Here is a 12452-nt window from a genome sequence, read left to right as displayed (position 1 = left end):
CGACCCCGCCCGTCGAACGCCGGACGTCGACGAACGGGCGGTGGACGGGTGATGGACGTCGGTGAGTGTGGGCCGACGTCTCCGGACCTCGGACCGGCGCCGGGAGAAAACTCACGCTGGACCTCCGCCGGTCGAGCGTGCAATGTAGGTGATCAAGCGGCATTCCGTGGCCTCAGCGGCCTTCGGGACATCGGCAGAAGGATGGTACGAAAGTGAGCGACCTGCTCTTCCGGGGCGGCCGGGTCTTCCTCGCCGCGGACGCCTTCGCCGAGGCGGTGCTGGTCCGTGACGGCCGGATCGCCGCCGTCGGCACGGAGGCCGACGTCGCGGGTCTCGCCGCCCCCGGCCACGAGGTGGTCGACCTGGACGGCCGCCTGCTCACCCCGGCGTTCACCGACGCGCACATCCACCCGGTCCAGGCGGGCCTGGAGCGGGCCAGATGCGACCTGTCCGGGGTCTACGGCCTGCCGGAGTATCTGGAGCGGATCACCGCCTACGCCGCCTCCCACCCCGGCCACGAGTGGATCGACGGCGGCGGCTGGGACATGTCGGCCTTCCCCGGCGGCCTGCCGCACCGCTCCCAGCTCGACGTCGTCGACCGCCCGGTCTACCTGATCCAGCGCGACCACCACGCCGCCTGGGTGAACAGCCGGGCCCTGGAACTGGCCGGGATCACCCGCGACACCCCCGACCCCGCCGACGGCAGGATCGAGCGCGACGCCGACGGCACGCCGAGCGGCGTGCTGCACGAGGGCGCGATGGACCTGGTCGGCCTGCTCACCCCCCGTCCCAGCGCCCAGGACATGCACGAGGCGCTGCTCGCGGCCCAGGACCATCTGTTCTCCCTCGGCGTCACCGGCTGGCAGGACGCCATCGTCGGCTCCTACGCGGGCTACGACGACCAGCTGCCCACGTACGTCTCGGCGGCGGCCTCCGGCGCGCTGCGCGCCCGCGTCGTGGGCGCGCTGTGGTGGGACCGGGCGCGCGGCGCCGAGCAGATCCCCGAGCTGCTGGAGCGGCGCCGCTCCGCCGAGGGCCTGGAGCGGTTCCGCGCGACCTCGGTGAAGATCATGCAGGACGGCATCGCCGAGAACTTCACCGCGGCGGTGATCGAGCCCTACTGCCGCTGCGGCGGCACCGGCCTGTCGTACGTGGACCCCGTGCTCCTGAAAGAGTGCGTCGCCGAGCTGGACCGGCACGGCTTCCAGGTGCACTTCCACGCCATCGGCGAGCGGGCCGTCCGCGAGGCGCTGGACAGCTTCGAGGGGACCGACCCGGCCAACCGGCACCACATCGCGCACCTGCAGATCGTCGAGCCGTCCGACGTGCCGCGCTTCGCCAAGCTCGGCGTAACCGCCAACCTGCAGCCGCTCTGGGCCACGCACCACGCCCAGATGGACGAGCTCACCCTCCCCTTCCTGGGCGAGGAGCGCTCCACCTGGCAGTACCCGTTCGCCGACCTGCTGCGCCACGGCACCCTGTTCTGCGCGGGCAGCGACTGGCCGGTCTCCGAGGCCGACCCGATCCAGGGCATGCACGTGGCCGTCAACCGCACCGAACCCGGTGGCTCGCTGCACGCGGGCTACCCGACGGCGCAGACCCCGTTCCTACCCGGCCAGAGACTCACCCTCGCCACCGCGCTCACCGCCTACACCGCGGGCTCGGCCAGGATCAACCGCGACGACGACGCCGGCACCATCGTCCCCGGCAACCGCGCCGACCTCGTCGTCCTGGACCGCGACCCGTTCACCGAACCGGAGGCCGACATCTGGCGCACCAAGGTCGCGATGACCTTCCTCGACGGCGAACAGGTCTACCAGCGCTGACCTCGTCCGACGGCCAACGGTGCGGCTCCCGGCGCCCTCGGACCTTCCTGCGGGAACGATACGCGCCGGACCGGAGGACACCTCCTCAGGAGACGAGCTCGCCGTCCAGGTAGGCGCGAAACTCCCGGACCTGAACGGTGTCGTGCGGCTCAAGGCGGCCGGATAACGCGACACCCCTCCCCCGCGACACACGGAGCGGCGTAACGACGGCGGCTGTCACAGGAGGACGCCGTACCATTCCCGAACAGCCGGGTCGTACCACTCCCGAACAGCCGGTCGGCGGAGGACATCGTGAACGATCTGCCCATCTGCGTCACCTGCGGGGTCCAGTACGCCGAGGCGCGGGACGACTGCCCGATCTGCGAGGACGAGCGGCAGTACGTCGGCTGGGAGGGCCAGCGCTGGACCTCACTCAACGAGTTGCGCGAGAGCGGGCACAGGGCACACCTCGCCGAGGAGGGCAGCGGGGTCGTCGGCATCGGCACCGATCCCGCCACCGCCATCGGGCAGCGTGCCCTGCTGGTCCGCACCCCCGCGGGCAACGTGCTGTGGGACATGGTCACCCACCTCGACGACGAGCTGATCAGGCAGGTCGGCGAGCTCGGCGGGATCGACGCCATCGCGATCAGCCACCCGCACTTCTACGGCTCGATGGTCGAGTGGGCACACGCCTTCGACGCGCCGATCCACATCCACGCGGCCGACCGCGACTGGGTGGCCCGTCCCGACGAGTCGGTGCTCTTCTGGGAGGGCGACACCCACGAGATCCTCGAAGGGGTGACGCTGGTCAACGCGGGCGTGCACTTCGACGGCGGCCAGGTCATGCACTGGCGCGACGCCGAGGACGGCCGGGGCTCGCTGTTCTCCGGCGACATCCTCCAGGTCGTCCAGGACCGCCGCTGGGTCAGTTTCATGTACAGCTATCCCAACCTGATCCCCGAGCGCCCCGCGACCGTCCGCCGCGCCCTGTCATTGCTGGAGCCGTACGCCTTCGACCGCGTCTACGGCGGCTGGTGGAAGCGGATCGTGCGCGCCGACGGCGCCGAGGCCGTCCGCCGCTCCGCCGAGCGCTACCTCTCCTTCGCGCTGGACGACTCCCCCTGGAGTCCTGCGCCTCCGTAAGAGAGCCGTACCTGCGGGAATCCTTCGACCTTCCACCGATCCACTGAGCCGGTACGACTCCGGCGCCGCGGATGTGCATCGCGGCGCCGGGTGAGGAGCGGGCTCGCTCCGCAGACCGGCCCCTGTGGGGACAGGGTCAAGGGGCGGTGAACAGCAAAGAGACGTTCTGGCCGCCGAACCCGAAGGAGTTGCACACCGCCGCGCCGAGGTGCTGTTTGCGGGGCTCGCCACTGACGACCTCAAGTTCGACGTCGGGGGATTTCCGGTCAAGGTTGAGGGTCGGCGGGATGACGCTGTTGGCGACCGACAGCAGGGTGATGATCGCCTCCACCGCGCCGGCGGCGCCGACGAGGTGACCGAGGCTGGACTTGGGTGCGGTGAGGACGACATCGTTCCCGAGCGCCCGCTGGATCGCGGAGGCTTCGCCGACGTCGCCCACGACGGTGGACGTGGCGTGGCAGTTGACGTGATCGACGTCCGCCGGCCGGAGTCCGGCGGACGAGACGGCCCTGAGGATCGCCTGGGTTTGGCCGGAGCCCGCCGGGTCCGGGCCGGTGATGTGATGGGCGTCCGAGGTGATGCCGAACCCGGCCAACCGGCCGATCGGGCGGGCGCCCCGCGCGGCCGCGAAGTCCGCCCGCTCCAGGATCATGACGCCGGCGCCCTCGCCGAGTACGAAGCCGTCACGGTCGACGTCGAACGGCCGTGAGGCGCGCTCGGGGTCGTCGTCGCGCTTCGACAGCGTGCGCACCTGGGCGAAACCGGCGATGGTCAACGGCGTGATGGCGGCTTCCGTGCCGCCGGCGATGACGACGTCGACCTCACCGGACCGAATGAGCCGGGCGGCGAAGGCGAGGGCTTCGGCGCCCGACGCGCACGCCGAGACAGGTGTGTACGCGCCGGCGCGGGCACCGTACTCCAGGCTGATCCAGGCGGCCGGTCCGTTCGGCATCAGCATGGGGACGGCGAGGGGAGAGATCCGCTGGGGCCCCTTCTCCTCGATCAGATCGTCCTGGTTCAGTAGGGTGTTGATGCCGCCGATGCCGGTGCCGATCACCACCGCGAGGCGCTCCGGGTCGACCGCGGGCGCGGCGGCGTCGGTCCAGGCCTGCTGGGCGGCGACGAGCGCGGCCTGCTGGCAGCGGTCCATGCGCCGGGTCGTGACACGGGGCAGCACCTCGTCGGGGGAGACCGCCATGGGGGCGGCGATCTTCACGGGCAGTTCACCCGCGTGGGCGAACGGAGCCACGAGGTCGTCGATCCGGCGGACACCGGAGCGCCCGGCGAGGAGTCCCTCCCACAGAGAGGTGACGTCCCCGCCGAGAGGTGTGGTCGCCCCCAGGCCGGTGACAACGACGTCCTGAACGCTCATGTCGATCTCCTCACCACGGAAACGGTGTCCGAGCTTGATCTCGTGGAGTTGTATCGCATACAAATATAGGGTGTCCACGAGCGATCCCCCACGAAGCCGCGGCCGACGCACCCGGGCGCAGCTTCTCGAACAGGCTGTGACGCTCTTCGCCGGACGGCACTTCGGCTCAGTGAGCGTGGCCGAGATCGCGGCCGCGGCCGGCGCCCACCCGAACCAGATCACCTACTACTTCGGTTCCAAGGACGCCTTGTTCGTCCACGCGGCGTTCCTGATGCTGCTCCGCGACGCCGAACGCCTCAAACCGGTCGGACACCGGCAGCGCACCCCCAGGGCGTTTCGCGAGGCGATGGCACGCACCGCGCTGGCACTGCCGGCCGTACCGATCGCCGTCCAGGCGATGTCGGTCACACGGCATCGGCCCGAGTTGCAGCCGCTGGCGCAACACAACCTCGACCTGCTCTTCCGCCTGGCGGAGCGTTACCTCACCGCGGTCCTGGAGCGCCATGACTGGGTCATCGATCGTCCCGCCCTCGTCGAGGCACGGACCTTCTGGAGCGCCGTCCTGGGAGCTCGACTGATCTCGGAGTCCGGCTTCGGCGGCAGCTCCAGCGACATCGATCTCGCTGGGGTCCTGACAGTTCACACGAAGTAGATCCCGGAAAATCCACCTCCATGACCATGCTCAACGCGGCCTTGCCGACCGATCACGTCACCTGCCGAGGTGGAATCGACGGTGTCGTGCTGCCGGTAGCGCTCCGGATCGAAGGCCCGGTAGCCGCCACCGGCGGATACGGCTCGATCGACGCCCGCTCTGCGTCCGTCGCATCGAAGCGCGCCACCTCCGAGCCCTGCCGGCCGCGACCGGCCCGTCACCGGGCCTCACCCGGACACGAGCCCCGGAACGGCTCCCAGATGATCCTTTAATCAGTGGAAAAACCCGCCCGGGATGAGCGATAGTCACCCCGTGACGCAGGCAGGGGGGCCGGAGACCGGGGGCGGGCGCCCGCTGTGGCGCGACCGCAACTTCAACGTCTTCTGGGGCTCCCAGACGCTCTCCGTCGCCGGGGACTCGTTCGCCTACATCGCCATCCCGCTGCTGGTGCTGAACGTGACCGGGTCGGTCGCGCAGATGGGCCTGCTGACCGGCGTGGCCGGTGCCGCGTCGGTCTTCGCCGGGATCTTCGCCGGCATCCTGGCCGACCGGCTCGACCGGCGCACCCTGCTCATCTGCTGCGATCTCGCCCGTCTGGCGCTGTACGGGCTCATCCCGCTCGTCTGGGCGTTCGGCCCGCAGGTCTGGCTGCTGTACGTGGTGCTGCCGCTCAGCGAGGCGATCGGGATGGTCTTCCAGGTCACCTACGTGACCGCGGTGCGCAACCTGGTCGAGGGCGACCGCATCACCGAGGCGAACGGACGGCTCTACGCGACCGCGGCGGCGGCCGGTGTCGGCGGCCCACTGCTCGCCGGCGTGGTCTCCGGGCAGTTCGGCCCGACCGCGGCGATCGCCATCAACGCGGCGAGCTTCGCGCTGTCGGCGGCGGGCCTGTACTTCGTCCGGTTCAGGCGGCCCGAGGCCGGTGCGACGGCCCCGCCGCGCCAGCGGCCCTGGCAGGAGATGCTGGCCGGTGCCCGGTTCCTCTGGCGGCACCCGGTGCTGCGCTCCCTGACGATCCTGCTCTCCTTCTTCATCTTCTTCACGCTCGGCATGACCGACGTGCTGATCTACCACCTGAAGCACGACCTGGGCCGCTCCGACGGCACCGTCGGCACGGTCCTCGCGGTCGCCGCGGTGGGCACGATCGCCGGGGCCGTGCTCGTGGCGCCCGTCCGCCGCAGGCTCGGTTTCGGCGTGACCTGGATCGGCGCCCTCGCGACGAGCGGGCTCGCGATGGCGGGCGTCGGACTCTCGGGCCGCGTCCCGGTGATCGCCGCCCTGATGGCCGTCTATCTCTGCGGCGTCAGCGTGGCCGGGATCTGCTCGATGTCCCTGCGCCAGCAGGTGACTCCCGACCATCTGCTGGGCCGCGTCACCTCGGCGTTCTGGACGATCCACTTCTCCCTGGGCCCGGTGGGCGCGGCCGTCCTGACCTGGGGTGCGGGCGGCTACGGCGTCACCGTGATCTGCCTGCTCGCGGGCACCGCCTGCCTCCTGCTCGCGACGGTCGCGCTCTTCACCCCCATCCGTCGGCCCGCCCCCGAACACCCGGGGCCCGCCACCTCATGAGGCATGCTCCCCTCGACAGGGCGACCTCGCCCTGTCGAGGGGAGCGACGGATCAGCCGTTCGCCGCGGTGAACGCGGCCGCCCCGCCGACGAGCGGCAGCGTGACCGTGCTCTTCGTCGTGTCGAGGTGCAGCTTCGCCCCGGGGGTGGGCCGGATGGTGTACTCGTAGTCGCTCGACAGCAGTACGACGCCGATGCGGTGCCCCGCCGCGAACACGTAGTCGTGCGGCTGCATGTCGAAGTCGAGGCGGTACGGGCTGCCCGGCTTGACCGGCTCGGTCTTCGAGATCGACTTACGGTTCTGCGGGTCCGTCCAGCCGCGAGTGATGATCTTCGCCTTGCCGTTCTGGTCGTAGTCGACGAGCAGCGCCGTGACGTTGGCGGCCGGCTGGCCGAAGGACATCCGCAGTGACACCTGCGGCGTGCCGCTGAGCCGGACAGCGTCGGTCAGCGCCCCCGACTTGTAGGCCAGGCGGTTGGGGGACGTCACGGCGTCGGCGAGGGCCAGTGCCCGCTTCGAGGCGTCGTCGACGATCGTCTCGGTCACCGGCTTGCCCTGGCGGGTCTTGTCGGCGGTGAGGGCACCCGCGGTGCCGTCCGTGCTGGGCGCCAGGTTGAGTTCGGTGTCCGCCGCGGCCGGTTCGGGCCACTCGGGGTATTCCACCAGCGTCCTGTTCTCGCGCTGGATCAGCGCCCGCTGGTCGTTCTCCACGCCGTTCTGCTGGCCCCACAGGTAGCGGGTGAACCAGCGGTTGAGCACGTTGACACTCGGGGAGCCGCCGTGCCCGCCCTGGTGCAGATAGATCTTGTGCGGCACTCCGCGCGCCTTGAGCGCCTCGTACCACTGCGCGGCGTGCTTGGTCTTGACGTTCCAGTCGTTGAGCCCGTGCGCGACCAGCGTCGCGGCGCGGACCTTGTCGACGTCGTTCAGGTAGTTGCGCTCGTCCCAGAAGGCGCTGTAGTCGCCGGTGACCCGGTCCTGCTCCTTGGCGAGCCCTTCGATGACGCTCCGGCACGCCTGCCTGTCCGCGCGGGTGTAGACGTACTCCGCGAGCACGTCGGCGTCCTCGCCCTGGTAGCCGCCCGGCGCGACGACGGCGCCGTTCGCGCGGTAGTAGTCGTACCAGTTGGAGATCGCCGAGATCGGCACGATGGCCTCGAGGCCTTCGACGCCGGTGCTCGCGACCGCGTTGGGCAGGGTGCCGTTGTACGACGTGCCGATCATGCCGACCTTGCCGGTCGTCCAGGTGGCGCTGACCTCTCTGCCCGCGGCGTCGTACGCCTTCGCGCGACCGTTCAGCCAGTCGACGACCGCTTTCGCGCCGATGGTCTCGTTGCGCCCACCGGTGGTGGGACAGCCGTCGGACTTACCGCTGCCCAGTGACTCGGCGTGTACCACCGCGAAACCGCGAGGCAGCCAGTTGGCCTCGTGGCTGGTGCTGATGACGGGCTGCGGCCCGGTGCCCGTGACGGCCTCGTCACCCCTGGCCGCCTCGGCCACACCGGCGGCGGCGAGCCGCTCGTCGGCCGCCGGGTCCTTCACCGAACCACCGCGGTTCATCCAGCCCTTGCCCGGGCGGAGCGCCTCGTGGAGCTCGTGGTCGACGTTGTGGTTCGCGACCGCGTTGCCGCCCGCGTAGTAGGGGCTCACCTCGTACACGACGGGTGATTTCAGACCGGCGGTCTCCGTCTCCCGCAGCCGGGTGACCTCGGCGTGTACCCGGTCGTTCCGCCCGTCGCCGTCACTGTCGATCGAGGTCTCGACCCACATCTCCTCGCGGATCCAGTCGTTGCGGTTCGACGAGAACACCGGCTGGGCCATGCCGTCCACGAAGACCGGTCCGACGGAGGGGTCGGCGGCCGCGCCGACGGAGGCCGAGGGCGCCGCGACCCCGGCCAGGGTCATGGCGACGGCGAGACCCAGCGCCGCCGCGCCGCGACGCGTCGATCTCGAACTGCGGAGGTTGGCCGGCGCCCCAGGGCCCGTCGCCAGAGGTGGTACAGACATCAAAAACCTTCCAGAACGATCAGTTCGGGGCGGGAAAAAACCCCGACCAAAGTTCAAGGGACAGTAAAGACTGCCCCAAGAAGGCTTGATGTTATGGGTCGGAAGTACGAAATGTCTATGGATGGGCATCCTGTCTTGATCAGGATAATTTCGACATCTATCGAGCTAGATATCGGTGAATCGACCACCTCTGCGGAGATCAGGAACCGGGCGCCCCCGGGACATCACAGGGCGCACGGCGAGCCCCGGACCATCCGACACGCGAGCGAGACCCGGCAGGCCGCCCACCACTTCCCGAACTCAGGGGCGGCACCCCCGGTCCGGCGATCGGGGATGCCACCCAGGGGACGGGACGATCAGCCGCGCAGCCCTTTCAGGCACCCGTAGACAGCCACGGCCAGCACCGCCTGCGGGTCGGTCAGGTCCGTGCCGAACCTGTTCCAGACCTCGCTCACGGCACCGGTGGCGCACCTGCCCGCCTTCCACCACACCCACTCGCCGGCGGCCTTCGCCGCGTCGACGATCTGGCGCCAGAACCTCTTGACGAACGCCACGATCGCGCTCCAGGAGCGGGGGGCGTCCTGGAACTCCTCGTCGGGGAAGCGGTACTCGTCCTGCGGGTCGCTGCTCACCAGCGACATCGCCATGGAGCGGGCCGTCGCCTCCGAGACGCCCGCGACCCGCGCCGCGGCCGCGAGCTCCCGGGAGAACGAGATCGCGCCGGCGGGAGCGGGAGCGGCGGTGACCATCACCGCCGCCGCGATCACCGCCGCCACGATCCCGGTTACGCGCTTGAACATGAGATGCCCTTCCTGTCGCGTGAGGATCAGCGGGACATGTCGCCCCGCCGTCACACACCGTTCCGCAGGTCACTCACCCGACAGTCACTTCACAATTACCCAGAGTCACAGTTGACCTTCGCGGGAGCCTGTCACGCCAAGCGATTGCCGCGCATTCAAGGCACATTTGACGTACATCCCTGATCACGAATGGCGATTTTATGATTACATTGAGTAATGGAAACGGAAGGCTCGGATCTCGAGTTCAGGATTCTGGGGCCGTTCGAGGTGCTGCGGGACGGCGTCCCGGTGCCGATCCGGGCGGCCAAGCTGCGGACGTTGCTCGTCTCGCTGTTGCTCGACGCCAACAAGACGGTCTCCGTCGAGACGTTGACGAACCATTTGTGGGGAGACGACCCGCCCGGAGGGGCGAGAAACACCCTGCAGAACTACGTGTTGCGGATCAGGCGCCTGCTGGGGTGCGCCGGGGACGAGGGCCCGCTGCTCACCTGCCCGCGAGGTTATCTGCTCAGGGTGGCCGACGACCGGCTCGACCTGCACCGCTTCGAGGCCCTCACCCTCCGTGCCAGGGCCGCCTTCGCCGCGGACGCGACGGAGCGGGCCGCCGCGCTGCTGGCCGAGGCCCTGGGGTTGTGGCGCGGGGAGCCACTGCAGGACGTGCCGTCCGAGACCCTGCGGCGGGAGGTCGTGCCCGTGCTGGCCGAGCGCGGGCTGGACGCGCTTCAGTCCCGCATCGAGGCCGACCTCGCACTGGGCCGCCACGAGGAGGTGCTCGCCGAGTTGCGCCGGCTGACCGCCGCGTATCCGCTCAGAGAGCGGTTCTGGGCGCAGCGGATGCTCGCGCTGTGCAGATCGGGACGCCAGGCCGAGGCTCTGCGCTGCTACCACTCCCTCAGCGAGGTCCTCGCCGAGGAGCTCGGCGTCGACCCCGGCACTGAGGTGCGGAAACTGCACCAGCGGATTCTCGACGACGATCCCGCGCTCACCGCCAGGAGATCTTCCGGCAACCTCCCCGGCGAGATGACCACGTTCGTGGGCAGACAGCGGCAGCTCGACGACGCCGCGCGGCTACTGGAGACCAGCCGCCTGGTCACGCTGACCGGGGTGGGCGGAGTCGGCAAGACCCGGCTGGCGCTGCGACTGGCCGCGCAGGTGTCGCCCACCTTCCCGGGCGGAGCGTGGATCGCCGACCTCGCCCCGCTGACCGACCCCGCTCTGCTCGACCGGACCGTGGCCCAGGCTCTCGGAATCCGCGACCACTCCGCGCGCCCCTGCCTGGACATCCTCGTCGAGCACCTGAGCGACAGCAGGACACTGCTGGTGCTGGACAACTGCGAGCACCTGGTGAACGCCGCCGCGACGCTGGTGACCGCGCTCCTGCGCTCGGCGCCCGGTCTGCGGGTGCTCGCCACCAGCCGGCAGCGGCTCGGCGTCCAGGGCGAGCACGTCCTGCCGGTACCGCCCCTCTCCGTACCGCCCACGACATCGGCGGACGCGGACGCCGAGCCGGCGCTGACCCACTACGAGGCGGTGAAGCTGCTCGCCGACCGCGCCGCGGCCTCGGCACCGGACTTCCAGATCACACGGCACAACCGCGACGTCGTCGCGCAGCTGTGCGGACGGCTGGACGGCGTGCCACTCGCGATCGAGCTGGCCGCGGTCCGGCTGGGAACGCTCTCCGTCCAGGAGATACTCGACCGGCTGGACGACCGCTTCCGGCTGCTCGCCGACACCGACGCCGAGAACTCCCCACGCCACCACCGGACCCTGGGCGGCGTCGTCGACTGGAGCCACGACCTGTGCACCGAACACGAACGGCTGCTGTGGGCCCGGTTGTCGGTTTTCGCCGGTGAGTTCGACCTGGAGGCGGCCGAGGTGGTGTGCTCGGGGACGGGCATCGACCGCCACGACGTCCTCGACCTCCTCACGGGCCTGGCGAACAAGTCGATCCTCGTCGTGAACGGCCAGGACGGCAGGACGCACTACAGCCTGCTGGAGACCATCCGCCGGTACGGCAGGCGGCGCCTGATCGACCTCGGCCAGGAGACCGTGATGCGGCGGCGTCACCGTGACCACTATCGGAGCACCGCCGCACGGGCCGCGGCCGACTGGTGCGGCCCTCACGAGGTCGGATGGCTGTCACGACTGCGGCAGGAGCTCCCCAACCTGCGGGCGGCACTGGACTTCTGCCTCACCGAGCCGGGCGAGGCGCGGAGCGGTCTGGAGATCACCGTCAACCTCACCAGGACCCGGTTCTGGTTCTTCAACAGCACCATCGGCGAGGGCCGTCACTGGCTGGAGCGCGGGCTCGCGCTCTCCCCCCGCCGGCCGGACCCCCTCCAGGTCGGCGCGGTGGCCATGGTCGCCTGGATCGCCCTCTGCCAGGGCGACAGGCAGGGTGCCGACGCCTTCATGGCCCGCTGCCGCCGCCTCGCCGCACAGCTCCCCGACACCGACGTCCCGGCCGCCGTCACCTGCGTCGAGGGCGCCCACGCGATGCTCGTCCACGGCAGCCCTCGCTCCATCCCGCTGCTGGCGCAGGCGAGAGACCGGTTCCTCGCCGACGGCGCGATCGGTGACGCCCACATGGCCACCATGCTCTGGGCGATGGCCTGCGCCTTTCTCGGAGACCGGGAGCTCGCCGTCACCGCCGCCGAGGCCTACCTCGCCGACGCCGAGGCCCTCGGCGGAACCTGGGCCCACTCCTGGGCGCTGTGGGGCCTCGGTCTCGCCGAGTCGCGCCACGGCGACCCGGTACGGGCCGCCACCCTGTTCCGCGACTCGCTGCGCCGCCAGTACGACATCGACGACCGCTGGGGACCGGTGTGGGGCCTTGAGACACTCGCCTGGACCGTCGCCGCCACCGGCCGTCACGACCGTGCCGCCGAGCTACTCGGCGCCGCGCACCGGCTACGGCGTACGACCGGGGTGGCGCTCATCGGCCTGCGGCCGTTTCACGACGCCCACGCCGAGGCCGAACGGCTGATGAAGAACGCGCTCGGGGCGTGTGGATACTCCCTGGCCTTCGAACGGGGGGCGAGGAACACCGATGTCATCGGCCTCGCGTGCGCGCCCCCGTGAGCCGGCACCGCCGACGGCCA

The 12452-nt window shown here is 70.6% G+C and carries 8 protein-coding genes; 5 read left to right on the top strand and 3 right to left on the bottom strand.

From position 1 onward, the window contains the following. Positions 1-212: 212 nt before the first annotated feature. Complete coding sequence (locus tag ACFY3D_RS25050) at positions 213-1826, top strand: amidohydrolase (protein ID WP_389983248.1); 1614 nt, start codon at positions 213-215, stop codon at positions 1824-1826. A 291-nt stretch (positions 1827-2117) separates the two neighbouring features. After that, the gene (locus ACFY3D_RS25045) at positions 2118-2948 is read left to right on the top strand and encodes an MBL fold metallo-hydrolase (RefSeq protein ID WP_389983245.1); all 831 of its coding nucleotides are present in this window, start codon (positions 2118-2120) and stop codon (positions 2946-2948) included. A gap of 136 nt (positions 2949-3084) precedes the next feature. Here the strand turns inward: ACFY3D_RS25045 and ACFY3D_RS25040 are convergent, their stop codons facing one another. Further along, positions 3085-4320, bottom strand: a complete 1236-nt coding sequence (locus ACFY3D_RS25040) for a beta-ketoacyl-[acyl-carrier-protein] synthase family protein (protein WP_389983242.1) — start codon at positions 4318-4320, stop codon at positions 3085-3087. A gap of 70 nt (positions 4321-4390) precedes the next feature. Here ACFY3D_RS25040 and ACFY3D_RS25035 point away from each other — a divergent pair, with 70 nt between their 5' ends. Together ACFY3D_RS25035 and ACFY3D_RS25030 are read left to right on the top strand one after the other, a co-directional pair. Further along, positions 4391-4972 carry a TetR/AcrR family transcriptional regulator C-terminal domain-containing protein gene (locus ACFY3D_RS25035; RefSeq protein ID WP_389983239.1) on the top strand — a complete coding sequence of 194 codons (582 nt, stop codon included), beginning with the start codon at positions 4391-4393 and terminating at the stop codon, positions 4970-4972. 312 nt (positions 4973-5284) lie between these two features. Continuing rightward, positions 5285-6544 (top strand): MFS transporter, encoded by a 1260-nt coding sequence (locus ACFY3D_RS25030; RefSeq protein WP_389983236.1) that lies wholly within the window; start codon positions 5285-5287, stop codon positions 6542-6544. 51 nt (positions 6545-6595) lie between these two features. Here the strand turns inward: ACFY3D_RS25030 and ACFY3D_RS25025 are convergent, their stop codons facing one another. Both ACFY3D_RS25025 and ACFY3D_RS25020 read right to left on the bottom strand, forming a co-directional pair. Further along, positions 6596-8551 (bottom strand): Xaa-Pro dipeptidyl-peptidase, encoded by a 1956-nt coding sequence (locus ACFY3D_RS25025; RefSeq protein WP_389983233.1) that lies wholly within the window; start codon positions 8549-8551, stop codon positions 6596-6598. Positions 8552-8907: 356 nt separating this feature from the next. Beyond that, positions 8908-9351: a hypothetical protein gene (locus ACFY3D_RS25020; RefSeq protein WP_389983230.1), complete on the bottom strand. Its 444-nt coding sequence runs from the start codon at positions 9349-9351 to the stop codon at positions 8908-8910. Between the two features lie 216 nt (positions 9352-9567). Here ACFY3D_RS25020 and ACFY3D_RS25015 point away from each other — a divergent pair, with 216 nt between their 5' ends. Further along, positions 9568-12432, top strand: a complete 2865-nt coding sequence (locus ACFY3D_RS25015) for a BTAD domain-containing putative transcriptional regulator (protein WP_389983227.1) — start codon at positions 9568-9570, stop codon at positions 12430-12432. The last annotated feature ends 20 nt before the right edge of the window (positions 12433-12452 follow it).

Source organism: Streptosporangium sp. NPDC000509 (assembly GCF_042898365.1).
Lineage (GTDB): Bacteria > Actinomycetota > Actinomycetes > Streptosporangiales > Streptosporangiaceae > Streptosporangium.
This window is presented reverse-complemented; position numbering and strand designations above follow the sequence as displayed.